This window comes from Paracoccus aurantiacus, assembly GCF_007993065.1.
GTDB lineage: Bacteria > Pseudomonadota > Alphaproteobacteria > Rhodobacterales > Rhodobacteraceae > Paracoccus > Paracoccus aurantiacus.
In genome coordinates this window covers 1,096,919-1,121,293 of sequence record NZ_VOPL01000001.1, presented here as the reverse complement: position 1 = coordinate 1,121,293, position 24,375 = coordinate 1,096,919, and the positions used below count along the sequence as shown (strand labels likewise).

Here is a 24,375-nt window from a genome sequence, read left to right as displayed (position 1 = left end):
AGGACGGGCGATGAGGGATATTTATCAGCAGCAGCGCGCGATGCGGAACATGCGCCAAGCCGCCCTGCAGCGCGGCGTGGTGGCGGTGCTGGATATCGGCAGTTCGAAAGTGGCATGTTTCGTGCTGCAATTTGACGGACCCGGCATCTATCGCGAAACCGATGGTGTCGGCCCGATGGCCGGGCAATCCAATTTCCGCGTGATCGGCGCGGCGACGACGCGGTCGCGCGGCGTCCGCTTCGGCGAGATAGAAACCATGGCCGAAACCGAACGCGCCATCCGCACCGCCGTGCAGGCCGCGCAGAAGCTGGCAGGGGTGCGCGTCGATCATGCCATTGCCTGCATTTCGGGCGCGCGGCCGGCCTCTTACGGGCTGGCTGGTGAAATCGCGTTGAAGAACGGGTCGGTCGGGCAGGGCGACATCGCGCAGGTGCTCGGGTCGTGCGAGGTGCCGGATTTCGGGCGCGGACGGCAGGTGCTGCATGCCCAGCCGGTGAATTTCATGGTCGATGGCCGCTCTGGCCTGATGGACCCGCGCGAGCATTCGGGGCAGGCGCTTGGCTGCGACATGCATGTGTTGACGGTGGACGGCGACGCGATCGACAACCTGATCCATGTGATCCGGCGCTGCGACATGGAACTGGCGGGTGTTGCCTCCGGCTCCTACATGTCGGCGCTTTCGTCGCTGGTCGAGGACGAGCAGGAACTGGGTGCGGCCTGCATCGACATGGGCGGCGGTGCGACCGGCGTGTCGATCTTCGTGCGAAAGCATATGATCTTTGCCGACGCCGTGCCGATGGGCGGTGATCTGGTCACGCAGGATGTGGCCAAGGGGTTGAAAGTCCCGATGGCGGTTGCCGAACGCCTGAAGACGCTGAATGGCGGGGTCGAGGCGACGGGCCGCGACGACCGCGACCTGATCGAGCTTGGCGGCGAAACCGGCGACTGGGAAACTGACCGCCGCACCGTCAGCCGCGCCGATCTGATCGGCATCATGCGCCCGCGTGTCGAAGAAATTCTTGAAGAAGTCGCGGCAATTCTTGATGCGGCCGGCTTCGATCATATGCCCAGCCAGCAGGTGGTGCTGACCGGCGGTGGCAGTCAGATACCCGGTCTGGACGGGCTGGCGGCGCGGATGCTCGGGCGGAATGTCCGAATCGGCCGGCCTCTGCGCATCCACGGTCTGCCGCATCAGCTGACCGGTCCGAACTTCGCATCGGCGGTCGGTCTGGCGCTGTTTGCGGCGCACCCGCAGGACGAATGGTGGGATTTCGAGATGCCCGCCGAGACCTATCCGTCGCGATCCTTGCGTCGGGCCTATCGCTGGTTTCGCAACAACTGGTGACAGGCGGTTGAAATCATTGGTAGTAGGGGCGGCGCACGCCTCCCCTAGATGCAGCGGTGTCGGCAAGATACCGCCTGAAGCCTATGGATAAACCACAAGATTTTGCGTCTCGGCACTGTTTTTCGGGTGACGGTAGGCCCGGTCTTGGTTACAGTTTGAAGAATACCGGGGGATTCGACCGCCCGCGCGAGGCGAGCGGGACGTGACATAACAACAGGCGGAAACCATGAACCTCAATCTGATGATGAACGACGACGACGATCTGAAGCCGCGCATCACCGTGTTCGGTGTCGGCGGTGCAGGCGGCAACGCGGTCAACAACATGATCGAACAGCAGCTTGAGGGCTGCGTGTTCGTGGTCGCCAACACCGATGCACAGGCCCTTAAGCAGTCGGCATCGGAAGCCCGCATCCAGCTGGGCCCGAAAGTCACCGAAGGTCTGGGTGCAGGCGCAAAGCCCGAAGTCGGCGCACGCGCTGCCGAGGAGACGATCGAAGATATCGTCGATCACCTGCAGGGCGCGCATATGTGCTTCATCACCGCCGGGATGGGCGGCGGCACCGGCACCGGTGCGGCCCCGATCATCGCGCAGGCCGCCCGTCAGATGGGCATCCTCACGGTCGGCGTCGTGACCAAGCCCTTCCAGTTCGAAGGCACCAAGCGCATGCGTCAGGCCGATAGCGGCGTGGCAGAGCTGCAGAAGCATGTCGATACCCTGATTATCATTCCGAACCAGAACCTGTTCCGTCTGGCCAACGAAAAGACCACCTTTACCGAAGCCTTCGCGATGGCTGATGACGTGCTGTATCAGGGCGTCAAGGGCGTGACCGACCTGATGGTGCGTCCGGGCCTGATCAATCTCGACTTCGCCGATGTCCGCGCCGTGATGGACGAAATGGGCAAGGCGATGATGGGCACCGGCGAAGCCACCGGCGAAAACCGCGCCGTGCAGGCCGCAGAGAAGGCGATTGCCAACCCGCTGCTGGACGAGATCAGCCTGAACGGCGCCAAGGGCGTTCTGATCAATATCACCGGCGGCACCGACCTGACCCTGTTCGAACTGGACGAGGCTGCGAACATCATCCGCGACAAGGTCGATGGCGATGCGAACATAATCGTCGGCTCGACGCTCGATCCCTCGATGGAAGGGACGATCCGTGTTTCGGTCGTCGCGACCGGCATCGACGCCGCGATCGAGGAAGCTGCCCCTCCGGCACCGCGTCGCCGCGTGGAAGCGTCTGCGCCCGCGCCGCAGCCGGCCCCCGCAGCCCCTGCGCCGCGGGTCGAGCAGCAGCCAGCGGCCAGCCGTGCCGAATACGACGATGTTCCGCCCCGCCGCGCCACGCCGCCTGCAGCGCAGCATGTCGACCTGACGCCTGAAGAAGATGCGATGCCGTCCCCGGCCTATCAGCCGAAAGAGCCGTCGCGTGCTCAGGCACCGGCCGATCCGCTTGGCGACAGCGCCGAAAACTTCGTCGCGCCGCGTGGTGCTGCGACCCGCGGCACGCCGCCGGCCGATGTGCTGGAACGGATGCGCCGCGCCGCTGCCGCCCAGCCGGGGGCCGCGAGCCGCAGCCCCGCACCGACGCCGCGCCGCACCGAAGCCGAAGCACCCACGCGCGCGGAAAGCCGTATGGCCGGGCTTGGCCGCATGATCGAACGGATGGCCGGCCATAACAGCGAAAAGCCCTCGGCCGCGTCTATCGCCGATCGGGTCAGCGAACGCCTCTCGACCCGGCGTCAGGGCAATCTCGACGCGGAATTTGACGATCTGGCCGACGATTCGCCCTCGGCGAATGCCGAGATACCGGCCTTCCTGCGTCGGCAGGCAAACTGATCACGACATGCCGCGGGCCGTTCACGGCCCCGTGTCCAAACTGTCGCAAAGGGCCGCCGCGAGGTGGCCCTTTTTCGTGGCTATGCCTGCAAAATACCGAAAAGGCAGGGTTTTCCCGCAGGGATATGTTACAGAGAGTCACAAAACGTTAATTGAGTGGATCTGCCTGCGCGCCTAACTGAATGTAGCGGATCAGCAATCGGTCCGTAAAAAACAAACGGGCAGAACCATGCAGGCAACCATAGCAAAAGCGACAGAGTTTCGGGGCGTCGGACTTCACACCGGCGTTGCTGTGCGCATGCAGATCCTGCCCGCGCCCGCGGGTCATGGCATCGTGTTCGAGCGCAGCGATCTTCCGGTCGGCACTAACCGCATCGCGGCACTGTGGAAAAATGTTGTGCCGTCCAAGCTCTGCACGCTGATCGAAAACGATAACGGCATCCGGGTGTCGACGATCGAACATATCATGGCGGCGCTTTCCGGCACCGGCATCCTGAACGCGCTTATCCGTATCGACGCGGGCGAGGTTCCGATCCTCGACGGCTCTGCGGCAGAGTTCGTATCGGGCATCCTCGACGCGGGGATCGACATCCAGGACGCACCGCTGCGCGCGATCCGCGTGACGCGCCCTGTCGAATATCGCGAAGGGGACGCAGTCGCACGGCTTGAACCCGCCGACCATCTGGAGATTGATTTTCACATCGACTTTACCGACAAGGCGATCGGTCGTCAGGAAAAGTCGCTCGATATGGCTAATGGTGCCTTCGTGCGCGAGCTGATGGACAGCCGCACCTTCTGTCGGCAGTCCGATGTCGAAGCAATGCGCGCCAGTGGTCTTGCGCTTGGCGGCACCTATCTGAACGCCGTTGTCATTGACGATGACAAGGTGCTGTCGCCGGGCGGTCTGCGCCACAAGGATGAGGCCGTGCGCCATAAGATGCTGGACGCGATGGGCGACCTCGCGCTTGCCGGTGCGCCGCTTCTGGCGCGCTATACCGGCAACAGGGCAGGTCACGCGATGACCAACAAGGTGCTGCGGGCGCTTTTCGCGGAGCCTGACGCCTGGGAATGGGTGACATGCGAGAGTGATCTCGAATGCCGGCTTCCGGGCGCCGGCGTTGCCGCCTATGGCCCGGTCAACGCCCGGGCGTTGATTGCCGTTGCCTGAGGCTTGCGCGACCGCGTGCAAGCCTCGGTAAAATCACCACATTGCCATTTTGCGCCCCCTGATGTTCTGTGCTAGGACGACCGGGCCGCTGCGGGGCCGACTCGTTCGCTGGTGTGCAGTTTCTTACAGGCAGGTTCCGATGGTCCGCTTCGTATCGCCCAAAACTTTGATGGCTGTCGTTCTCGCGGGCGCTGTCTTGACGGGATGTGGCAATCGCGGTGGCGCGGGCGATCGCATACCGGTCGATAACTTCACCGCAGAACAGATTTACAAGCGCGGCGAGTACGAGCTTGAAAACAGCCGCAAGCCCGATTCTGCGATCTATTATTTCTCGGAGATCGAGCGGCTCTACCCGTATTCGGAATGGGCGAAGCGCGCGCTCATCATGCAGGCCTATGGGTATCACAAGGCCAAGAAATACGAAGAAGCGCGCGGCGCCGCGCAGCGCTTCATCGACACCTATCCGGGCGATGACGATGCAGCATATGCGAAGTATCTGCTGGCTCTCAGTTACTACGACCAGATCGACGAGGTCGGGCGCGATCAGGGCCTGACCTTCCAGGCGCTTCAAGCCCTGCGCGACGTGATCGAAGAATATCCCGACAGCGAATATGCGCGCAGTTCGATCCTGAAGTTCGATCTGTCTTTCGATCACCTCGCCGGCAAGGAAATGGAGATCGGGCGCTACTATCTCAAGCGTGGTCATTACGCAGCGGCGATCAACCGCTTCCGTGTCGTCGTGGAAGAATTCCAGACGACGACCCATACGCCCGAGGCGCTGATGCGTCTGGTCGAGGCTTATCTGGCGCTTGGTCTTACCGACGAGGCCCAGACCGCAGGCGCGATTCTGGGGCATAACTTCCAGTCCTCGCCCTTCTATCAGGACGCCTATAACCAGCTTCGTGGTCGCGGTTTGACCGCTACGCCGCAGGGCAAAAGCTGGCTGACGGACGTTTATCGCCAGGTTATTCAGGGCAAGTGGCTGTAACGATGCGCCTCGGCGCATCCTGTGGGGCTGGGCGATGCTGCGCGAACTCCATATACGCGACATTCTGCTGATTGACCGGCTGAAGCTGGACTTCGGTCCCGGCCTCAATGTGCTGACAGGCGAAACCGGGGCGGGAAAGTCGATATTGCTCGACTGCCTCGGCTTCGTGCTGGGATGGCGCGGACGCGCTGAACTGGTGCGCAGCGGTGCCGCGCAGGGTGAGGTTGTGGCGGTTTTCGACCTGCCTGACGGGCACCCGGCACATGCGATCCTTGAGGAGGCGGGCATTGAAGCAGGGGCCGAACTGATTCTGCGCCGCGTGAACAGCGCTGACGGGCGCAAATCCGCGTGGATCAATGACCGCCGCGCGTCCGGAGAGGTTCTGCGCACGCTGTCGGAAACATTGGTCGAACTGCATGGGCAGCATGACGATCGTGGTCTGCTGAATCCCCGCGGGCATCGGCAGTTGCTGGATGCGTTTGCCGGGACTGACCTTGCCCCGATCCGCAACCAATGGCGCGAGCTTCGAGCCGTCGAAGCCCAGATCGCCGCCCTTGAAGCGTCGCAAGAGGCGCAGCGCAAGGAAGCCGAATTCCTGTCGCATGCATTGGAGGAACTGGCGCAGCTTGACCCTCAGCCGGGTGAGGATGCGACGCTGGATACCCGTCGCCGCGCGATGCAGGGCGCGGAACGAATCCGTGACGACGTGGCACGCGCGCTGGCAGCGCTTGGACCCGGCGGCGCGGAAGGCGCGATGCTGGATGCGACGCGCTGGCTGGAAGGTGCGGCGGATCAGGCCGAGGGGCGCTTCGATGCCCCGCTTGAGGCTTTGTCGCGCGCGCTTGTCGAACTCGGTGAGGCGTTTGGCGGCGTAGAGGCAGCGATAGAGGCGATGGATTTCGACCCGTCCGAGCTTGAGCGCACCGAGGAACGGCTGTTCGGGCTTCGCGCGCTGGCGCGAAAGCATGACGTGCAGCCTGACGATCTGGCTGATCTTGCCGAAAATCTGCAGTCGCGCTGGAAAGAGGTCAGCGGAAGCGAGGAATTGCTTGTCGAATTGCGACAGCGGCAGACCCAGCACCGTGCGAATTACGAGACGCTAGCGCAGGCGGCGACGGCACTGCGATCCGACGCGGCTGCGCAGCTTGATACCGCGATGGCGGCAGAGCTGGCGCCCCTGAAGATGGAGCGCGCGGTCTTTGAAACACGGCTTGAAGAGGGCGAATCCGGGCCCGAGGGACGCGACAATGTCTTCTTCACTGTCGCGACCAATCCCGGCGCGCCTGCCGGGGCGCTTGACAAAATCGCCTCGGGCGGGGAGCTGTCGCGATTTCTTCTTGCGCTGAAAGTCAGTCTCGCGCGCGGCAATGATGCAGTGACGATGATTTTTGATGAAATAGACCGTGGGGTTGGCGGGGCAACCGCAGACGCGGTCGGACGCCGCCTTGCCCGGCTGAGCGAGAGCGCACAGGTGCTTGTCGTCACACACTCTCCGCAGGTTGCCGCACTTGGAAGCACGCATTTCCGTGTCGCCAAGGATGTGGATGACGGCATGACGACAAGCCGCGTCCATGCGCTGAATCAGGACGAGCGGGTGGACGAGATCGCGCGGATGCTGTCAGGCGAGACGATCACACCGGCCGCGCGCGACGCTGCGCGTGTGCTGATCGGTATCAGCTAATCCAGTATCTTTTCGACACGGCGGATGACCGACTGAACCTTCAAGGTCTTTGGGTTGATGCGAACCAGCATGCCGGAGACGATCGCATACCGGCTTCCCGACAGATCGGGGCCGAGCCCGTAGCGACCCGGATGAGAGATCAGGTGGATTTCGTCCGCCTCAACCGCTTCCCCAACTGTCACCTTGCCCGCAGATTTGTGCAGTTCATCCCCCAGGGTCGCGTTGCCGATCAGCGACGCGCCGAGTAATGCCGCAGCGGCAGCAAGAGTGAAGAATGAATTGCGGATCAGCAAGTTCTGCTCGTTTTCTTTTATACCGATACACTGATAGCGGGGAACGCATCAGGCACAGCCTGGTTCCCGCATATTGCCGATTTTTCGAGCGTATCGAAGCATTCCGCCGCGCGGACCTGTCACCCGTCGCGACCGCGCCGGTCAAATCGCGGAAGCATGGCCGAAAAGTCTTGACCTCGTCCGTCCTCGGACTCGACAAAGCGCGCGTAAAGTTCGGCTGCAAGCTGCCCCATTGGCGTGTCCGCATCAGCACTTTCAGCGGCCATCTGCGCCAGTCTCAGATCCTTCAGCATCAGTTCCGCCGCAAAGCCCGGCCGATAGCCATTATCTGCGGGCGATTGCGGGCCGACACCCGGCACGGGGCAATAGGCGTTGACCGACCAGCTTGAGCCTGACGAGGTTGAAACCACGTCAAACAGCTTCTGCTGGTCAAGACCCAGCTTTCCGGCCAGTGAAAATGCCTCGCATGTGGCGATCATCGTGGCACCGAGGATCATGTTGTTGCAGATTTTCGCGGCCTGACCGGCACCGGAACTGCCGCAATGGACGGCCTTCTGCCCCATGATCTCAAAAAGCGGCGCGATGGTCGCAAAGCTATCGTCACCGCCGCCGACCATGAAGGTCAGCGTGCCCTGCGCCGCACCGGTTATGCCGCCTGAAACTGGCGCATCAAGTGCGCCTATGCCTGCCGCCTTGGCAAGATCGGCCACCTCGCGCGCGCTATCGACATCGACGGTGGAACAGTCGCACAGAACCGCGCCCTTCGGCATGGAGGGGACGACTGCTGCGGCAACGTCGCGCAGGATCTGACCATTTGGCAGCATCGTGATGACAGCCTCTGCCCCCGAGGCTGCCTCTGCGGCACTTGCGACCGGCAAAAGCGGTGCCTCGGGTGTCGCGGTGACGTCGAATGCACGCACCTCGTGCCCTGCCTTCGCGAGATTAAGCGCCATGGGCATCCCCATATTGCCCAGTCCGATAAAACCGATCTTCATGGCGTTTTCCCTTGTGCTTCGTCGAAATGCAGCTCGTCCGCGCCAAGCGGTGACAGGATCGCATCTACCGCCGCAGGCGATGCATCCGCCCGCCATTTCGGATTGCGATCCTTGTCGATGATCTGGGCGCGCACGCCTTCGATGAAATCGCCGTCCCGCGTGGCGCGGCTGGTGAATCGGTACTCGCGCTGCAGGCTGTCCTGCATGCGCGCGTCGCTGCGCGCCTCTCGGACCAGCCTAAGCCCCGCCGCCATTGACAGCGGAGAGTTGCGGCGGATCGGCTTCAACGCGGTGTCATCACCCGCCGCCTCGAGGGCTGCGATAATATCGGCAACGCTCTCGCCTTCGAAGGCAGACAGATCGGCGGATGCAAGAGGCGCTTCTGGCGCAGGCGCGCCCGCGATGATCGAGACATCGCCGCTTTCTGCCAGCTTGTCGATCAGCGCGGGCCAGTCGCCCTCAGGCAGATAATAATCAGCGAAACCGGCGTGGATCGCATCGCCCGGACCCATCCGGTCGGCGGTCAGCATCAGGTATTCCCCGATCCGTCCCGGCGCATGGGCCAGCAGCCAGCTGCCGCCAACGTCAGGGATCAGCCCGATGCCGGATTCCGGCATCGCGATTTTCGTCGTGTCGCCGACGATGCGGTGGCTGGCATGGCCACCGACGCCCACACCGCCGCCCATGACGAAGCCCTGCATGAGGGCGACGATCGGCTTGGGATAATCGGCGATGGCGGCGTTCATGCGGTATTCGTCGAAGAAGAACCGCTCACCCTCAGCATGGTCGCCCTTCAGACCCGCCTGATAGACAGCGGCAATGTCGCCCCCTGCGCAGAAGGCCTTGTCGCCTTCGGCGTCAATGATGACCAGATCGACGTCCGGATCGTTGCGCCAGTCGTCAAGCGCCTGATGGATCGCCAGCGCCATGTCGTGGCTAAGCGCATTCAGCGCCTGCGGGCGGTTGAAGGTGATGCGCCCGGCGCGGCGGTCCTTGCGGATGATCAGATCGTCCATCAGCCCCTCTCTGTCAGCAGGCCGCGGCTGACGATCAGCCGCATGATTTCGTTCGTGCCTTCCAGAATCTGGTGAACGCGCAGGTCGCGCACAAGCTTCTCGATCCCGTAATCGGCCAGATAGCCATAACCGCCATGCAGCTGCAGGCAGCCATTCGCGACTTCGAACGCGCGGTCGGTGACGTGCAGCTTGGCCATGGCGCAGAACTTCGTCGCGTCGGGCGCGCCCTGATCCAGCTTCCACGCCGCCTGCCGCAGGAAGATGCGGGCCGATTGCAGCGCCGTTTCCATTTCCGCCAGCCGGAATTGCAGCGCCTGAAACTGATCCAGCGATTTGCCGAAGGCCTTGCGCTCGCCCATATAGGCCAGCGTCTTGTCAAGCGCCGCTTGCGCCGCCCCAAGCGCCCCGGCCGAGATGTTCAGCCGTCCCCCATCCAGCCCCGCCATTGCATAGCTGAACCCGCGGCCATCCTGACCGATCTGGTTCTCCAGCGGGATCAGGCAGTCGTCGAACTGCACCTGCGCGGTCGGTTGTGCCTTCCAGCCCATCTTGCGTTCCAGCGCACCGAAGCTGAGGCCGGGCGCCCCGTCCTCGACGACGACAGTTGAAATGCCCTTCGGCCCGTCCTCGCCCGTGCGCACCATGGTCAGGTAACAGTCGGAATAGCCCCCGCCCGATATGAAGGCCTTGGTGCCGTTCAACTTGAAGCCGTCATTTCCTTTCGCGGCGCGGGTCCGCAACGCGGCGGCGTCGGACCCCGACCCGGGTTCGGTCAGACAATAGGACCAGATCTTTTCCATACTGCACAGATCGGGCAGGAACTTCGCCTTCGCCTCGTCTGATCCGAACTTGTCGATCATCCCGCCGCACATGTTGTGGATCGACAGGAAGCTGCCGACGGACGGGTCGGACATGGCAAGGGCTTCGAATATAAGCGTGCCGTCCAGCCGTGACAGGCCCGATCCGCCATATTCCTCGGAAACAAATATCCCGCCAAGGCCAAGCTGGGCCGCATTGCTCCACAGCTCTCGCGGAATGGTCCCCGCCTCTTCCCAGGCTTCGGAATGTGGCGCGATATGTTCGGCGCCAAACTCGCGCGCCATGTCAAAAATCGCCTGCTGCTCTTCGCTGAGCGCGAAATCCATAAGGGCCTCCCTTCCCCTGTGGTCCCGTGTCGAACGGGGGGCATGGCGCCCCCCGCAATGATCAGTCCATGGCCTTGAAGTTGAATTCGCCACCTTCCTTGATGCCCGAGGGCCAGCGGGCGGTCACGGTCTTTGTACGCGTGTAGAAGCGGAAGGCATCCGGGCCGTGCTGGTTCAGGTCGCCGAAGCCCGATTTCTTCCAGCCGCCGAAGGTGTGATAGGCCAGAGGAACCGGGATCGGGACGTTGACGCCCACCATGCCGATATTGATGCGGCTGGCGAAATCGCGGGCGGTGTCGCCGTCGCGGGTGAAGATCGCGGTGCCGTTGCCGTATTCGTGGTCGAGGGCAAGCCCGATGGCTTCTTCGTAGGTTTGCGCGCGAACCGTGGACAGGACGGGGCCAAAGATCTCGGTCTTGTAGATGTCCATATCGGGGGTCACGCGGTCGAACAGATGCGGGCCGACGAAAAAGCCGTCCTCGTAGCCCTGCAGGCTGAAATCGCGGCCATCGACGACAAGTTCCGCGCCCTGATCGACGCCGGTCTGCACCAGCCGGTGGATGTTGTCCTTGGCGGCCTTGGTCACGACCGGGCCGTAATCGACATCATCGCCTGCTGTGTAGGGGCCGACCTTCAGCTTCTCGATCCGCGGCACCAGCCGTTCGATCAGCGCATCTGCGGTCTTGTCGCCCACCGGCACGGCGACCGAAATCGCCATGCAGCGTTCGCCCGCGGCGCCAAAGCCTGCGCCGACAAGCGCGTCCGCCGCCTGATCCAGATCGGCGTCGGGCATGATGATCATGTGGTTCTTCGCACCACCGAAACATTGCGCGCGCTTGCCGGTCTTGGCGGCCTCTTCATAGATATACTGCGCAATTGGCGTCGAACCCACGAAGCCTACAGCCTGAATGACATCGCTGTGCAGAAGCCCATCGACCGCACCCTTGTCGCCATTGATAACCTGCAACACACCATCGGGCAGACCTGCTTCCTTCCAAAGCGCCGCCAGCATCAGCGGGACCGAGGGATCACGTTCGGACGGTTTCAGGATCATCGCGTTCCCGGCAGCAAGGGCCGGGCCCATCTTCCACAGCGGAATCATGGCCGGGAAGTTGAAGGGCGTGATGCCCGCCACCACACCAAGCGGCTGGCGCATCGAATACATGTCGATGCCGGGGCCCGCGCCGTCGGTGAATTCACCCTTCATGAAATGCGGCGCGCCTATGCAGAATTCGATCACCTCCAGCCCACGCTGAACGTCGCCCTTTGCATCCGGGAAGGTCTTGCCATGTTCGGACGACAGAGCCTCGGCCAGCTTGTCCATGTCGCGGTTGATCAGGCGCACCATCTCCATCATGACACGCGCACGGCGCTGCGGATTGGTGGCACCCCATTTCACCTGCGCCTTGGCAGCGCTGTCGATAGCAGCGGTGATTTCCGCGTCCGAGGCAAGGGCGACCTTTGCCTGAACCTCGCCCGTGGCAGGGTTATAGACATCGGCAAAGCGCCCGGACGTACCCGCGACTTCCTTACCGTCAATCCAGTGGCCAATCTCTTTCATCGCATCCTCCAATGCCAGTTCGCGGAAAGACTATCTTGCAAAAATCCACCCAGAAAGTGAAAATTCGGCAAAAAGGTTTTGCAAAAACGCAAGGATGGCGATGGACTGGGACGATCTGCGAGTATTTCTGGCGGTTGCGCGCGATGACAGCTTGTCGCGCGCCGGGCGCAGGCTGGGGATGGACCCGTCGACCGTCGGGCGGCGGATCGTGCGGCTGGAAACCGCACTTGGCGGGGCGCTTTTTGTGAAATCGCCACAGGGTTACGCCCTGACCGCTGAGGGAGAGCGGCTGATGCCTTATGCCGAAGCGGCTGAACTGGCACTGAGCGGCGCGGCCGACGCGCTTGGCCGGCCGGGCGATCTGACCGGGCAATTGCGGATCGGGGCGCCGGACGGTTGCGCGAATTATCTGCTGCCACAGGTCGCGGCGGCGATGTGTGACGCCCATCCGGGGCTGGAAATTCAGATCGTCGCGCTGCCCCGTGTGTTCAACCTTTCCAAACGAGAGGCGGATCTGGCGATCGCCGTCAGCAGGCCGGAAAGCGGCAGGCTGGTGGTGCAGCGGCTGTGCGATTACCGTCTGCATCTGGCGGCGCATCGCGACTATCTGTCGGAAAGCCCGCCTTTGGCCAGTCTGGACGAATTTCCTGGACACCGGCTGATCGGCTATATCCCCGACATGATCTTCGACAGCGAGCTGGACTATCTGGCCCCGCTGCTGGCGCGCAGCGGGTCCGAGGCAGCGCGCCTGACCTCGAACTCGGTTTCAGTGCAGATGCAGGCCATCCGGGGTGGGGCAGGGGTCGGGATCGTGCATGACTTTGCGATCCCATTCGCGCCCGGTGTCGTGCGAATCCTGCCGCAGGAATTTGGCCTGACCCGCAGTTTCTGGATGATTCGGCATGCGGATGACCGGCGGTCCGACCGGCTGAACCGGCTGACCGATGAACTGGCACAGCGTCTGCGCAGCGAGGTGGCCCGGCTGGAATCTATCGCGGCCAATGATGGCGGGGCTTGACGTTCGCTGCGGTTGCGACAGACTGAGGTGACGCAACCACGGAGGCCAAGATGCTGGTGAACCAGATACTTTCCCTCAAGGACGCCGGCGTCACCATCGTGACCATCGGCCCTTCAGCTTCGGTCGCAGAGGCTGTGAAGCTTCTGGCCGAAAAGCGCATTGGCGCAGTCGTCGTCAGCGAGGATGGCAAGAAACCCACCGGCATCCTGTCCGAGCGCGACATCGTGCGCGAACTGGGCAAGCAGGGCGCAGACGTGCTGAGCCGCCCGATCAGCGAGTTGATGACGCGCAAGGTTTCGACCTGCGTAAGTGGCGATGACACGCTCGGCGTTCTGGAGAAGATGACGGCCGGACGTTTCCGTCACCTGCCCGTCATCGACGAGGACGGAAACATGATCGGCCTCGTATCCATCGGGGACGCGGTTTCCGCACGACTGAAGGAACTGAATGCCGAAAAAGACGCGCTGACCGGCATGATCATGGGCAGCTGAGCAGAAAGGCTGCACGCACCCCCTTGATTTCGTTGCGCGCATCGGGTGGTTTGCGCGCGACAACCGAAAGGACTTGCGCATGCGCACTGGGCTTTATCCGGGAACGTTTGACCCGATCACGCTGGGACATCTGGATATCATCCAGCGCGCGATGGCTCTGGTAGACCGGCTTGTGATCGGGGTGGCGATCAACCGCGACAAGGGGCCACTTTTTTCGCTGGAAGAACGGGTCGAGATGGTTCGCCGGGAATGCGATGCTGTTGTCGCCCGCACCGGTGGCGAGATTGTGGTCCATCCCTTTGACAATCTGCTGATCGACTGCGCCCGTGATGTAGGCGCCTCTGTCATCATTCGGGGGCTGCGGGCGGTTGCAGATTTTGAATATGAATTTCAAATGGTTGGGATGAACCGGGCGCTTGATGCAAGCATCGAGACAGTGTTTCTTATGGCGGATGCGCGACGGCAGGCAATCGCGTCGAAACTGGTCAAGGAAATCGCTCGTCTGGGCGGCGACGTCTCGAAATTCGTCACCCCGCCAGTGAAAGATGCGTTGCAGGGGCGTTTTCCGCCGGCAGGCTAAACGCAGGAATCGAAATGAAAAAGGGGGCCATATGGCCCCCGATTTCGTCAACTGCTACCCCGAAGGTCGGGGGCGCAGGGATCAGTTATCGGATTTACCGAAATCAGTCGCGGGCGGAGCAAGTTTCTTGGTGCCGCCCTGCGCCAGCGGATCGTCCTGACGCTGAACCGAGCCTTCAAAATGCGCACCCGATTCAATCGCGATGGTCTTATGGATGATGTCACCCTCGACCCGCGCGGTCGATGAGAGGCGCACCTTGAGGCCGCGCAGACGACCGACGACGCGGCCGTTCACGATGACTTCATCGGCCAGCACCTCGCCGCGCACGGTGGCGGTATCACCAATCGTCAGCTGACGGGCGCGGATATCGCCTTCGATATTGCCTTCGATCTGGACATCGCCTGCCGTTTGCAGATCGCCCTTGATCGTCAGATCGGAGGACAGAACCGACGGCGCGCTGCGCTGACGCTGCGGCTGAGGGGCTGCGGGCGTCGCTGCCGACTCGACAGGCGCTTCGCTGCGAACCGGCTCTGATTCGGGGGCCGGCGATTTGGGTTGCTGATTCGGCGTTTCGGTCACGCGAGACTTAGAAAACATTCTGTGCCGCCTTGATAAAGCTCATGGGATTAACGGCCTTGCCGTTCACCCGAACTTCATAGTGAAGATGCGGGCCGGTCGACCGTCCGGTATTCCCCATATCACCGATAAGGCTGCCGCGCGATACCTTCTGACCGACCTTCACACGGATCTTCGACAGGTGGCCATAGCGGGTTTCTGTGCCAAGCGCGTGTTCTATCTTGATGAGGTTGCCATAGCCATTCTGACGACCGGCAAAGGTCACGACGCCGTCGCCGGGCGCAAGGATCGGCGTGCCGACCGGGCCTGCAAGATCGACACCCTGATGCGCGCGACCCCAGCGGGCACCGAAGCCCGAGGTATAGCGGAATGCCGATTTGACGGGCATATCGAGCGGAAGTTTGTTGCTGGCGATCCGGTAGCGGTTCACCTGATCCAGACTGACGATGATTTCGCCAGCACGCGCTTCGGTTTCGCTGATCGCGGCATTGCCGCTTGTCGAAACCGCAGCCGGGGTCAGGGGGCCACCCTGACCGTCATATTCCTTGTCGACCGAGGACAGAAGCGCGTCCGTATCAAGGCCGATCTTGTCGAACATTTCCTCGTAGGGGACGGCGGCCGCGGCGACGGCATCTTCGATCTGCGTAAAGATCTCGTCATTGCGGGCCAGAAGCTGCTCCTGCTCTGCCTTGGCGGCAGCGGCTTCGGCGCGGGCAATGCGCGCGGTCGCTGCAGCCTCGTCGCGGGCGTCTGCGGTGGCGCGCAGCCGCTCGTTCAGGGCGTTAAGCGCAAGATCCTTTTCCTGCGGATCGACACCATCCGCACCGGGGATCGAGGCAAGCGCCGTGCCCAGTTTCTGCTGCACCGCCTCAAGACCGGCTTCCAGTTCGTGATTCTGCTTCTGGGCGCTCAGAAGTTCGGACTGGTATTTCGCGACCTGATCCAGAGCGACCGCGAAGCGAAGCTGCGCCTCTTTCGCCTCGGTCGCGCGCGCGTCGCGTTCGTCGGCAAGCGCGGACATCCGGGTTTCAAACGTGGTCTGCGATTGGGTCGCCTGACTTTGACGGTCCCCGCCGATCCGGTCATAGGCGAGCAGCGCGCCAGACACGATCGCCCATCCGACAAGAATTGCACTTCCTCCCAGCAGACCAAGCTGCGTCGCCGGGCGCAAATGTATCACGCGGGTCGAGCTTTCGGTTTTCAGGAAGAGGCGTTGTTCGGGCAGAAGTCGTTCAAGCGCAGAATTCAGACGGTTAGGCAAGGCAGCTATCCCCGGCTAGTTTATTGTTTTCGCATCCGGATTTGGATGTCCGTTTTCCGTTCCGTGCAGCGGACGAAAAACATCTATGTGTCGTAAACAGGACACAGGCTCTGGTTGCAACTTAATTGGCCAGCCTGTCCGTTGAACCGGCAGAAACCTGCCATGCGCGGCGGATTCTCGCCGATATCGAGTGGTTCAAAGCGCGTTAGGGAACCTGCGAGACTGCGCTTGCCCGCGGTCAGAGCGGCAGCTATGTCGCTAGCTGCACCAAACCGAGCCAGAGCCCGTGACCACGCGCAACGCTATCACAATCTTCGTCCTGATTCTGCTGCTTCTGCTGGCAGACAGGTTGTGGCTGCACTGGGATCTGCCGGTCTTTCTTGGCAAGCGCTTCGTGGCTTTCGTCGAATATCTGAGTTTCTGGCGGTAATGACGGCCTGGTCGGGGTTTAAATGCCCGAAAAAAAGGCCCATAAGCATGGCGAATTCAGTCTGCGGAGGTTCATCATGGCTGTTAAGGTGGCAATCAACGGATTTGGCCGGATCGGGCGCAACGTGCTGCGCGCAATCGTGGAATCCGGGCGTGACGATATCGAGGTAATCGCGATCAACGATCTGGGGCCGGTGGAAACCAACGCCCACCTGATCCGCTTCGACAGCGTGCACGGCAAGTTTCCGGGCACCGTGACCGTCGACGGCGATACTATCGACGTGGGTCGCGGCCCGATCAAGGTCACGGCGATCAAGAACCCGGCCGAACTGCCATGGGGCGATGTCGATGTGGTGATGGAATGCACCGGCATCTTCACCGATGCGGAAAAGGCGAAGGTTCACCTTGAAAACGGGTCGAGCCGGGTGCTCGTGTCGGCGCCTTCCAAGGGTGCCTCGAAGACCATCGTTTACGGTGTAAACCAGGACACGCTGACCAAGGACGACCTGATCGTTTCGAACGCCAGCTGCACCACGAACTGCCTGTCGCCCGTTGCCAAGGTTCTGAATGACGCGATTGGCATCGAAAAAGGGTTCATGACCACCATCCACAGCTATACCGGCGACCAGCCGACGCTGGACACGATGCACAAGGACCTGTACCGCGCCCGCGCCGCTGCGATGTCGATGATCCCGACCTCTACCGGTGCTGCCAAGGCCGTGGGTTTGGTGCTGCCGGAACTGAACGGCAAGCTGGACGGCGTTGCTATCCGCGTGCCGACGCCGAACGTTTCGGTCGTCGATCTGACCTTCGAAGCCAGCCGCGACACCACAGTCGAAGAAGTGAACGAGGCGATCAAGGCAGCCGCTGACGGCCCGCTGAAAGGCATTCTGGGCTATACCGACCAGCCGAATGTCTCGATCGACTTCAACCACGATCCGCGCTCGTCGATCTTTGCGCTGGATCAGACCAAGGTTCTGGACGGTCGCATGGTTCGCATCCTGACCTGGTATGACAACGAATGGGGCTTCTCGAACCGGATGAGCGATACCGCGGTCGCCATGGGCAAGCTGATCTGAGCCTTCCGGCCCGCGAAATTGAAACGGCCTCCGCTTCGGAGGCCGTTTTCAATTCAATCGCTTGTCAGTCTGACTTAGCTGCCTCGCTTGACAGAAGCGCGCGTCAACCGGCGCGCATTGGCCTTTGTTCTGCGGCCATAGGGGCGCAGCGCCGCCGCCATGACCTGATCGGGGCTGGCGCCACGGGTCATCGCCGTCATCATTGCCGATCCCGCTTCCTGTGCGGCATCGAACTTCTCCTGCACCATGCGGTGCGACTCATTTTTGTGCTGCGGCAGAAAACCCATCATGCCGGCGAGACGCATGCCGATGACCATCTGAGATTCTATTGCGATCTGAGCGACTTGCACCCAAAGGCGAGTGGCTTCAGCCATATTGTTGGGAAGAAAACCCATAACGTTTGATCCTGTTTAGGTTGGCGGCATGCTGCACCTGCACAATGGAAATGGCAACCCACATTCCCTGCAACCCGGCTTCCCTCGCGACGCGTGGCAGTATAATCGGTTCCCCATGACCCGATCACTCACGCTTCGCCGCCCTGACGACTGGCACCTGCATCTTCGCGATGGCGAGATGCTGGCGGCCGTGGCCCCGCACTCTGCCGGCTTCGGCCGCGCAATCATCATGCCGAACCTTGTGCCGCCGGTGGTGACGGGCGAACAGGCGCGCGCGTATCGCGACCGCATCCTGTCAGCGCTTCCCGCCGATGCCGCGCTGAAGCCGCTGATGACGCTTTACCTGACCGAGACGACCGATCCGGCGGATGTCGTCGCGGCCCATTCCGATGGTCTGATCGCTGCCGTGAAGCTTTACCCCGCAGGCGCAACGACAAATTCGGCCAGCGGCGTGACCAATTTCGACCGCGTCCGCCCCGTGCTGGAAGCTATGGCCGAGGCCGGCGTGCCGCTTTGCGTGCATGGCGAGGTGACCGATCCCGCCGTCGACATCTTCGATCGTGAAGCTGTTTTCATCGACCGCGTGCTGGACCCGCTTCGCCGTGCGACGCCGGGTCTGCGGGTGGTGATGGAACATGTCACGACCGCTGACGGGGTAGATTACGTCAGCGCGAACGCTGCGGGCGGCGCGATGGGTGCCACAATCACGACGCATCACCTTGTCATCAACCGCAACGCCATTCTGGCTGGCGGCATCCGGCCGCATTACTATTGCCTTCCGGTTGCCAAGCGGGAGACGCATCGACTTGCGCTTCGCGAAGCGGCGATGTCGGGGCAGGGGCCGTTCTTCCTTGGCACTGATTCCGCGCCGCATTCCGACCGTGCCAAGCTTCAGCCCTGCGGCTGCGCGGGCTGCTTCACGGCGCCGAACACGCTCGCCATTCTTGCGCAGGTGTTCGAGGAAGACGGCAAGCTGGACAAGCTGGAGGCTTTCGCCTCGCTGAACGGGCCGGCCTTTTACGGCATGGCACCGAACCCGGATACGATCCGTCTGACCCGTCAGGATGGCGCTGTCGCCTATCCCAGCGAAATTTCTGCCGGCGATGAAACGGTGACGGTTTTCGATCCCGGCTTTCCCCTTTTCTGGCAAACGGAGCCCGCATGAGCCTTTCCTTCCCCGCGCCCGAAGAAATCGCCCGTCTGACTGCCCGCGCATTGCTTGAAATCAAGGCTGTGGACTTCAACGCGGCAGAACCTTTTACCTATGCCTCGGGGTTGAAGGGGCCGACTTATGTCGATTGCCGGCGCATCATTTCCTACCCGCGGGTGCGCGCGACGCTGATGGATTTTCTGGCGGCCACCGTCCTTCGCGACGCGGGGTTCGAAGCGTTCACCAATATCGCCGGCGGTGAAACGGCAGGGATACCGTTCGGTGCGATGGTCGCCGAACGTCTGGCCTTGCCGATGACCTATGTGCGCAAGAAACCGAAGGGTTACGGCCGCAACGCCCGGATCGAAGGGCGGATGGACGAATCCGACCGTGTTCTGCTGGTCGAGGATCTGACAACCGATGGCGGCTCGAAGCTCAGCTTCGTGGACGCGATCCGAGAGACGGGCGCAACCTGCGCGCATACAGCGGTTATCTTCTATTACGGGATATTCCCGGAAACGACGCAGCGGCTCGCCGATCACGGGGTGCGACTGCATCATCTTTGCACTTGGTGGGATGTCTTGGCCGAGGCAAAGGCGCAGGCCGCATTCGACACCGCGACGTTGACGGAAGTGGAGAGCTTTCTGTCCGACCCGCGCGCGTGGCAGACAGCCAATCCTTGATTAACTGACTTTTGTCTGCATTGCGGCCTTCCCTGCGGGACGAAAGGGCCGCAGCAAAACTTGTCCACAGCTCATCCCCAGCTTTACCCACCAGATTTTCGCGGACGCCGGTTCAGATTCGGCATATATTGTGGCATAGAGGCAGCTTCAAAATAATAAGACGGACAGGGCGATGAACGAGATCAGGGCATTGCAGGCAGCAGCCCCCGCGGCCGATTCGGAAGGGCAGAGCGTTCCGTTCTCGATCGAGGCAGAACAGCAACTGCTGGGCGCGCTGCTGACGAATAACGATGTGTTCGACCGCATAAGCCAGATCCTGAAGCCGGAACATTTCTACGAACCTGTTCACGCCCGCATCTACGAAATCGCCGCCGAACGGATCCGCAAAAACGCTCTTGCGAGCCCTGTCACGCTGAAGGCTTTTCTGGAAGGGGATGCCGGGCTGAAGGATCTGGGCGGGCCGGCTTATCTGGCGCGGCTTGCTGCGGCCGCGATCTCTGCTTACGCGGCGCGCGACTATGCGCAGATGATCCGTGAATTCGCGCTGCGCCGCGATCTGATTACGCTCGGGCAGGACATTTCGGCGCGCGCGGCTTCCGTCCGGGTCGAGGACGATGCCGAGGAGCAGATCAAGGCTGCAGAACAGACGCTGTACAAGCTGGGCGAACAGGGCGTGGCAGAGCGCGGCTTTCAGTCCTTCCTCAAGGCAGTGACGGGCGCAGTGGACGCGGCTGCTGCGGCGTTTCAGCGCGACGGTCAGCTTTCGGGGATTCCGACCGGACTGATCGATCTCGATCGCAAAATGGGCGGGCTGAACAATTCAGATCTCGTGATCCTTGCTGGTCGGCCGTCGATGGGGAAAACCTCGCTGGCCACGAATATCGCGTTCAACATCGCGAAGGCCTACAAATCGGGCGAGAAATCCGATGGCACCATCGGTGCCGTGGCTGGCGGGGTGGTCGGGTTTTTCTCGCTGGAGATGTCGGCCGAACAGCTTGCCGCGCGGATTCTCTCTGAGGCGTCAGAAGTGGGCAGTCACCAGATCCGGTCCGGTGACATGACCGAGGAGGAATTCCGCCGTTTCGTGCAGGCTGCGAATGATCTGCAAAGCTGCCCGCTTTATATCGACGACACGCCAGCCTTGCCGATTAACCAGCTTGCGGCGCGGGCACGAAAGCTGAAACGGACGCATGGACTTGACCTCATCATCGTGGACTATCTTCAGCTTCTGAAAGCGGCAAGCGCCAAGGATAGCCGGGTGAACGAGGTGTCTGAGATCACGCAGGGACTGAAGGCTATTGCCAAGGAATTGAACATTCCGGTGATTGCCCTGTCGCAGCTTTCGCGTCAGGTCGAAAGCAGAGAAGACAAGCGCCCGCAACTTTCGGACCTGCGCGAGTCCGGCTCGATCGAACAGGACGCCGACATTGTCATGTTCGTTTTCCGCGAGGAATATTACCGCGAGCGCGAAAAGCCCGCCGATCACGAACTCGACAAACTTGCGAAATGGCAAGAGGTCATGAACGCCGTGCATGGCAAGGCAGAGGTTATCATCGGCAAGCAGCGTCACGGCCCGATCGGCACGGTCGAACTGGCGTTCGAAGGCCGGTTCACCCGGTTTGGCAACCTTGAAAAGGCTCGCCAATCGGAATGGGAATGACGCCGCCGGAACCGGCCGGGAAGCGCGAGCCTACCGCTGCTGGGGACGCGCCGCGCGGCATGTCCGGGCCTGGCGTGGGCGGGGTCTGCCTCGCGAGCTTTCTGTCGCTGCTTCTGTTGTTGCTTGTCGCGCTCAATCACGGGACCGAACGCGCGGCGCGACTGGTCGAAGCCGCACCTCCGCGTCCCGACGGCGTCCCGGCAGAGGCAGTTTTTCAGGGCCGCGCCGGTGTCGGGTATTTCGTTACGCTGACAAAGCTCGAATTGCCGCTGGCTGACGGTCGACGCTTGCTCACCTACAAAGTCGGTGCTTGGGACAGCGTATCAGGCGAACCGGCATATCTGGGGCCCGCCATCCTTGTTCCCGATCCGGCATTCGTGATGGAGACGCCAAGTGCCGCAATTCAGCCAGCCGCCGACGAGATACTGAAGTCGCTGCGTTATGCGAATGGCGCGTTCAGCTTTGACATGAGTGACGGTGGGTTGTCTGGCCGCATCGTTCCCCTGCGCGTCAAAGGGCCAACCCCTTAATCCGAAGGGCGCGATGAAACGAACCAATCGCAGGTTCTGCGTCGTTCCCCCGCGCCGAAAGCTGTCAGTTCGCGCCAGACGTTTTGATAACAATATCTCCCTCTGGCTCATCGACCTCGCCCGCGATCAGGAACAGATCGCCCGCGTCTTCCATCCGGCGGATGCCGGCGACAATCTCACTCATCGCGTCCTCGGTGTCATTTTGGCTGACGCGGCCAAGCGTCTCGACATCTTCGCGGATCGCGTCAGCCATGCGGCTGGACAGCGCACCCAGAATGAACTCCGCACTTGCGCGGTTCGCGTCCTTGGCGCCTGCAATCGCGCGCAGAAGGGCCTGCTGATCGGCCTCTCGGACGATACGGGGGATGTCTCGGGGGTCGATGCGCTTCGGGATATTGGCCCAGGTGAATATGGCCTTTCGCACCTCATTCGCGAAGTCGGCGTCATCCTGATCCAGCCCAACCAGAACTTCGTCGCGCGTGCCAGAGGTCGTGAAGTTCAGGATCGCGCCGACCTTTTCGATCGGACCGCCGTCGAGAACCGGGGCAGGCAGCGTCTCCGCGGCTTGCAACAGGGCGACACCAATACGCCGCAGCGCCGGTGGCTCGATCCCGCCTGTCATCGACATTGCGTAGGCGATTGCACGCGCGCGCTCAGGTGGCATCATCCCGAACGCCTCCGCCGCTTTGGGGACCGGCAGCTTGGAAAACATGACCGCGGCAACCTCGGTCGCTTCGCCCAACGCAAGCTCGCAGAGCTGCGCCACCGGCATTGCGGCGATACGGTCCCACGGGTCGGCATGTCCAGTCATCGCGGCCATGCGCCGCAGACGGTCCGTAATATCGCGAGAGATCGTGCCGTCCAGCATTTCCAACGTCCCGTCGATCCCGCCGGGAAATGTCAGGCCGACCTGCTCAAGCGATTCACAGAACTCCTCGATCACGCGATCCCGTGTATCCCGGTCGACCATTCCCATCAGCGCCATTTCATGCGCAAGCGCGGCCTGAGCGTTCGGGGGCAATTGTTCAAGAGAGATGCTTTGCCCATTCGCGAGAAGCAGGCGCACGATCACCGCCGCCTTCTGGCGCGGCGTCAGCATCGGTTCCAGCATCATCGGTCGCCCCCACTTGATTCGCAGGGATGACCATCGCAAAGAAAGCTTAAGACCGGGTTAGCTGGCCTGCCCGAAGACCCGCTTGAAGATCGTGTCGACATGCTTGGTGTGATAGCCGAGGTCGAATTTCTCCTCGATCTCGGCGGGCGAAAGCGCCGCGGTCACTTCTGGATCGGCAAGCAGTTCTTCCTTGAAATCCTTGCCTTCTTCCCAGACCTTCATGGCGTTGCGCTGCACAAGCCGATAAGCGTCCTCGCGCGAGACACCTGCCTGGGTCAGGGCCAGCAGCACGCGCTGCGACATGACCAGACCTCTAAACTTGTTCATATTCCGCAGCATGTTTTCGGGATAGATCACCAGCTTGTCGATCACCCCCGCCAGCCGGTTCAGTGCAAAATCCAGTGTGATCGTCGCATCCGGCGCGATGCCGCGTTCGACGGAGGAATGCGAGATATCGCGTTCATGCCAGAGCGCCACGTTTTCCATCGCCGGGACGACCGTCATGCGCACCAGCCGGGCGAGGCCGGTCAGATTTTCGGTCAGGACCGGGTTGCGTTTATGCGGCATCGCGCTGGAACCTTTCTGGCCGGGGCTGAAAAATTCCTCGGCCTCCAGCACCTCGGTGCGCTGCATGTGGCGGATCTCGATGGCGATGTTCTCCATCGACGAAGCGATCACCCCAAGCGTCGAAAAGAACATCGCGTGACGGTCGCGCGGGATCACTTGCGTGCTGATGGGTTCCGGCCGCAAGCCCATCTTTTCGCAGACATATTCTTCGACAAAGGGGTCGATATTCGCGAAAGTCCCGACGGCACCGGAAATCGCGCCGGTGGCGATTTCCTCGCGCGCGGCCTGCAGGCGGCGCTTGTTCCGGTCCATCTCGGCATAGAAACGTGCGAAGGTCAGGCCCATCGTGGTGGGTTCGGCATGGATGCCGTGGCTGCGACCGATGCGCACCGTGTCCTTGTGTTCCATCGCGCGGCGTTTCAGCGCGTCGAGCAGCTTGTCCATATCGGCCAGCAGGATGTCGGCGGCGCGGACAAGCTGGACGTTCAGCGTGGTGTCCAGCACATCCGAGGAGGTCATGCCCTGATGGACGAACCGCGCCTGTTCGCTTCCGATATGCTCGGCCAGGTGGGTCAGGAAGGCGATCACGTCATGCTTTGTGACGGCCTCGATTTCGTCGATGCGGGCGACGTCGAATTCCACATCCTTCGCTTTCCAGACGGCCTCGGCATTTTCGCGCGGGATCACGCCCAGTTCGGCCTGCGCGTCGCAAGCGTAAGCCTCGATCTCGTACCAGATGCGGAATTTCGTCTCGGGTGACCAGATGATGGTCATTTCGGGGCGGGCATAGCGCGGGATCATCGGGGCCTCCTG

The 24,375-nt window shown here is 62.1% G+C and carries 24 protein-coding genes; 14 read left to right on the top strand and 10 right to left on the bottom strand.

The genetic code is table 11. The features are described 5' to 3' along the window. Positions 1–10: 10 nt before the first annotated feature. The 5 genes from ftsA to recN all read left to right on the top strand — a co-directional run bounded on the left by ftsA (position 11) and on the right by recN (position 7,019). Positions 11–1,345, top strand: coding sequence for a cell division protein FtsA (gene ftsA, locus FQV27_RS05410; RefSeq protein ID WP_147096777.1), 1,335 nt, complete (start codon positions 11–13; stop codon positions 1,343–1,345). A 226-nt stretch (positions 1,346–1,571) separates the two neighbouring features. Next, positions 1,572–3,182: a cell division protein FtsZ gene (ftsZ, locus tag FQV27_RS05405; RefSeq protein ID WP_147096776.1), complete on the top strand. Its 1,611-nt coding sequence runs from the start codon at positions 1,572–1,574 to the stop codon at positions 3,180–3,182. Positions 3,183–3,411: 229 nt separating this feature from the next. Beyond that, complete coding sequence (gene lpxC / locus FQV27_RS05400; RefSeq protein WP_147096775.1) at positions 3,412–4,350, top strand: UDP-3-O-acyl-N-acetylglucosamine deacetylase; 939 nt, start codon at positions 3,412–3,414, stop codon at positions 4,348–4,350. Positions 4,351–4,489: 139 nt separating this feature from the next. Beyond that, entirely contained in the window at positions 4,490–5,338 is an 849-nt protein-coding gene (locus FQV27_RS05395; protein WP_147096774.1) for an outer membrane protein assembly factor BamD, read from the top strand. 34 nt (positions 5,339–5,372) lie between these two features. Next, complete coding sequence (gene recN, locus FQV27_RS05390) at positions 5,373–7,019, top strand: DNA repair protein RecN (protein WP_147096773.1); 1,647 nt, start codon at positions 5,373–5,375, stop codon at positions 7,017–7,019. Here the strand turns inward: recN and FQV27_RS05385 are convergent. The 5 genes from FQV27_RS05385 to FQV27_RS05365 form a co-directional block, all read right to left on the bottom strand. After that, the gene (locus FQV27_RS05385) at positions 7,016–7,312 is read right to left on the bottom strand and encodes a hypothetical protein (protein ID WP_147096772.1); all 297 of its coding nucleotides are present in this window, start codon (positions 7,310–7,312) and stop codon (positions 7,016–7,018) included. The two genes, recN and FQV27_RS05385, sit on opposite strands and share 4 nt — an antisense overlap. 119 nt (positions 7,313–7,431) lie before the next feature. Continuing rightward, positions 7,432–8,307 carry a 3-hydroxyisobutyrate dehydrogenase gene (gene mmsB, locus FQV27_RS05380; RefSeq protein WP_147096771.1) on the bottom strand — a complete coding sequence of 292 codons (876 nt, stop codon included), beginning with the start codon at positions 8,305–8,307 and terminating at the stop codon, positions 7,432–7,434. After that, complete coding sequence (locus tag FQV27_RS05375; protein ID WP_147096770.1) at positions 8,304–9,323, bottom strand: enoyl-CoA hydratase/isomerase family protein; 1,020 nt, start codon at positions 9,321–9,323, stop codon at positions 8,304–8,306. Before FQV27_RS05375 ends, mmsB begins: the two co-directional genes overlap by 4 nt. Beyond that, positions 9,323–10,468, bottom strand: a complete 1,146-nt coding sequence (locus FQV27_RS05370) for an acyl-CoA dehydrogenase family protein (protein ID WP_147096769.1) — start codon at positions 10,466–10,468, stop codon at positions 9,323–9,325. Before FQV27_RS05370 ends, FQV27_RS05375 begins: the two co-directional genes overlap by 1 nt. Before the next feature lie 61 nt (positions 10,469–10,529). Beyond that, entirely contained in the window at positions 10,530–12,029 is a 1,500-nt protein-coding gene (locus tag FQV27_RS05365) for a CoA-acylating methylmalonate-semialdehyde dehydrogenase (RefSeq protein ID WP_147096768.1), read from the bottom strand. Positions 12,030–12,129: 100 nt separating this feature from the next. Between FQV27_RS05365 and FQV27_RS05360 the strand changes: the two genes are divergently transcribed. The 3 genes from FQV27_RS05360 (at position 12,130) to coaD (ending at position 14,118) form a co-directional block, all read left to right on the top strand. Further along, on the top strand, positions 12,130–13,047 hold the full coding sequence (locus FQV27_RS05360) for a LysR family transcriptional regulator (RefSeq protein ID WP_147096767.1): 918 nt from the start codon (positions 12,130–12,132) through the stop codon (positions 13,045–13,047). A gap of 50 nt (positions 13,048–13,097) precedes the next feature. Beyond that, on the top strand, positions 13,098–13,538 hold the full coding sequence (locus FQV27_RS05355) for a CBS domain-containing protein (RefSeq protein ID WP_147096766.1): 441 nt from the start codon (positions 13,098–13,100) through the stop codon (positions 13,536–13,538). Positions 13,539–13,617: 79 nt separating this feature from the next. Further along, the gene (coaD, locus tag FQV27_RS05350; protein WP_147096765.1) at positions 13,618–14,118 is read left to right on the top strand and encodes a pantetheine-phosphate adenylyltransferase; all 501 of its coding nucleotides are present in this window, start codon (positions 13,618–13,620) and stop codon (positions 14,116–14,118) included. 81 nt (positions 14,119–14,199) lie between these two features. On the opposite strand, the gene FQV27_RS05345 is transcribed toward coaD, so the two are convergent. Both FQV27_RS05345 and FQV27_RS05340 read right to left on the bottom strand, forming a co-directional pair. Further along, the gene (locus FQV27_RS05345; protein ID WP_147096764.1) at positions 14,200–14,715 is read right to left on the bottom strand and encodes a bactofilin family protein; all 516 of its coding nucleotides are present in this window, start codon (positions 14,713–14,715) and stop codon (positions 14,200–14,202) included. After that, on the bottom strand, positions 14,705–15,955 hold the full coding sequence (locus FQV27_RS05340) for a DUF5930 domain-containing protein (RefSeq protein WP_147096763.1): 1,251 nt from the start codon (positions 15,953–15,955) through the stop codon (positions 14,705–14,707). The genes FQV27_RS05345 and FQV27_RS05340 overlap by 11 nt, the downstream gene beginning before the upstream one ends. A gap of 286 nt (positions 15,956–16,241) precedes the next feature. Here FQV27_RS05340 and FQV27_RS18830 point away from each other — a divergent pair, with 286 nt between their 5' ends. After that, a complete protein-coding gene (locus FQV27_RS18830) occupies positions 16,242–16,385 on the top strand; it encodes a hypothetical protein (RefSeq protein ID WP_186827218.1) in 144 nt (47 codons plus the stop codon). A 76-nt stretch (positions 16,386–16,461) separates the two neighbouring features. Next, entirely contained in the window at positions 16,462–17,463 is a 1,002-nt protein-coding gene (gene gap / locus FQV27_RS05335) for a type I glyceraldehyde-3-phosphate dehydrogenase (protein ID WP_147096762.1), read from the top strand. A 74-nt stretch (positions 17,464–17,537) separates the two neighbouring features. On the opposite strand, the gene FQV27_RS05330 is transcribed toward gap, so the two are convergent. Next, entirely contained in the window at positions 17,538–17,858 is a 321-nt protein-coding gene (locus FQV27_RS05330) for an antibiotic ABC transporter (RefSeq protein WP_147096761.1), read from the bottom strand. Between the two features lie 115 nt (positions 17,859–17,973). On the opposite strand from FQV27_RS05330, the gene pyrC reads away from it, so the two are divergent. The 4 genes from pyrC to FQV27_RS05310 all read left to right on the top strand — a co-directional run bounded on the left by pyrC (position 17,974) and on the right by FQV27_RS05310 (position 21,881). Continuing rightward, on the top strand, positions 17,974–19,023 hold the full coding sequence (gene pyrC, locus FQV27_RS05325; RefSeq protein ID WP_147096760.1) for a dihydroorotase: 1,050 nt from the start codon (positions 17,974–17,976) through the stop codon (positions 19,021–19,023). After that, positions 19,020–19,691: an orotate phosphoribosyltransferase gene (locus FQV27_RS05320; protein ID WP_147096759.1), complete on the top strand. Its 672-nt coding sequence runs from the start codon at positions 19,020–19,022 to the stop codon at positions 19,689–19,691. Before pyrC ends, FQV27_RS05320 begins: the two co-directional genes overlap by 4 nt. Positions 19,692–19,863: 172 nt before the next feature. Beyond that, complete coding sequence (locus tag FQV27_RS05315; protein ID WP_147096758.1) at positions 19,864–21,351, top strand: replicative DNA helicase; 1,488 nt, start codon at positions 19,864–19,866, stop codon at positions 21,349–21,351. After that, on the top strand, positions 21,348–21,881 hold the full coding sequence (locus FQV27_RS05310) for a hypothetical protein (RefSeq protein WP_147096757.1): 534 nt from the start codon (positions 21,348–21,350) through the stop codon (positions 21,879–21,881). The genes FQV27_RS05315 and FQV27_RS05310 overlap by 4 nt, the downstream gene beginning before the upstream one ends. 64 nt (positions 21,882–21,945) lie before the next feature. Here FQV27_RS05310 and FQV27_RS05305 read toward each other — a convergent pair whose 3' ends face one another. After that, the gene (locus FQV27_RS05305; RefSeq protein WP_147096756.1) at positions 21,946–22,995 is read right to left on the bottom strand and encodes a flagellar motor switch protein FliG; all 1,050 of its coding nucleotides are present in this window, start codon (positions 22,993–22,995) and stop codon (positions 21,946–21,948) included. Positions 22,996–23,052: 57 nt separating this feature from the next. Further along, positions 23,053–24,363, bottom strand: a complete 1,311-nt coding sequence (purB, locus tag FQV27_RS05300; protein WP_147096755.1) for an adenylosuccinate lyase — start codon at positions 24,361–24,363, stop codon at positions 23,053–23,055. Positions 24,364–24,375: the final 12 nt, after the last annotated feature.

What these genes read in the sequence shown, in the direction of transcription:
- FQV27_RS05365 (WP_147096768.1), bottom strand. Translation starts at nt 12,029, where the DNA reads ATGAAAGAGATTGGCCACTGGATTGACGGTAAGGAAGTCGCGGGTACG.
- FQV27_RS05305 (WP_147096756.1), bottom strand. Translation starts at nt 22,995, where the DNA reads ATGATGCTGGAACCGATGCTGACGCCGCGCCAGAAGGCGGCGGTGATC.
- FQV27_RS05360 (WP_147096767.1), top strand. Translation starts at nt 12,130, where the DNA reads ATGGACTGGGACGATCTGCGAGTATTTCTGGCGGTTGCGCGCGATGAC.
- lpxC (WP_147096775.1), top strand. Translation starts at nt 3,412, where the DNA reads ATGCAGGCAACCATAGCAAAAGCGACAGAGTTTCGGGGCGTCGGACTT.
- FQV27_RS05345 (WP_147096764.1), bottom strand. Translation starts at nt 14,715, where the DNA reads ATGTTTTCTAAGTCTCGCGTGACCGAAACGCCGAATCAGCAACCCAAA.
- FQV27_RS05310 (WP_147096757.1), top strand. Translation starts at nt 21,348, where the DNA reads ATGACGCCGCCGGAACCGGCCGGGAAGCGCGAGCCTACCGCTGCTGGG.
- mmsB (WP_147096771.1), bottom strand. Translation starts at nt 8,307, where the DNA reads ATGAAGATCGGTTTTATCGGACTGGGCAATATGGGGATGCCCATGGCG.
- ftsZ (WP_147096776.1), top strand. Translation starts at nt 1,572, where the DNA reads ATGAACCTCAATCTGATGATGAACGACGACGACGATCTGAAGCCGCGC.
- gap (WP_147096762.1), top strand. Translation starts at nt 16,462, where the DNA reads ATGGCTGTTAAGGTGGCAATCAACGGATTTGGCCGGATCGGGCGCAAC.
- FQV27_RS05375 (WP_147096770.1), bottom strand. Translation starts at nt 9,323, where the DNA reads ATGGACGATCTGATCATCCGCAAGGACCGCCGCGCCGGGCGCATCACC.
- FQV27_RS05330 (WP_147096761.1), bottom strand. Translation starts at nt 17,858, where the DNA reads ATGGGTTTTCTTCCCAACAATATGGCTGAAGCCACTCGCCTTTGGGTG.
- FQV27_RS05370 (WP_147096769.1), bottom strand. Translation starts at nt 10,468, where the DNA reads ATGGATTTCGCGCTCAGCGAAGAGCAGCAGGCGATTTTTGACATGGCG.
- FQV27_RS05315 (WP_147096758.1), top strand. Translation starts at nt 19,864, where the DNA reads ATGAACGAGATCAGGGCATTGCAGGCAGCAGCCCCCGCGGCCGATTCG.
- FQV27_RS05355 (WP_147096766.1), top strand. Translation starts at nt 13,098, where the DNA reads ATGCTGGTGAACCAGATACTTTCCCTCAAGGACGCCGGCGTCACCATC.
- recN (WP_147096773.1), top strand. Translation starts at nt 5,373, where the DNA reads ATGCTGCGCGAACTCCATATACGCGACATTCTGCTGATTGACCGGCTG.
- ftsA (WP_147096777.1), top strand. Translation starts at nt 11, where the DNA reads ATGAGGGATATTTATCAGCAGCAGCGCGCGATGCGGAACATGCGCCAA.
- pyrC (WP_147096760.1), top strand. Translation starts at nt 17,974, where the DNA reads ATGACCCGATCACTCACGCTTCGCCGCCCTGACGACTGGCACCTGCAT.
- FQV27_RS05395 (WP_147096774.1), top strand. Translation starts at nt 4,490, where the DNA reads ATGGTCCGCTTCGTATCGCCCAAAACTTTGATGGCTGTCGTTCTCGCG.
- FQV27_RS05320 (WP_147096759.1), top strand. Translation starts at nt 19,020, where the DNA reads ATGAGCCTTTCCTTCCCCGCGCCCGAAGAAATCGCCCGTCTGACTGCC.
- purB (WP_147096755.1), bottom strand. Translation starts at nt 24,363, where the DNA reads ATGATCCCGCGCTATGCCCGCCCCGAAATGACCATCATCTGGTCACCC.
- coaD (WP_147096765.1), top strand. Translation starts at nt 13,618, where the DNA reads ATGCGCACTGGGCTTTATCCGGGAACGTTTGACCCGATCACGCTGGGA.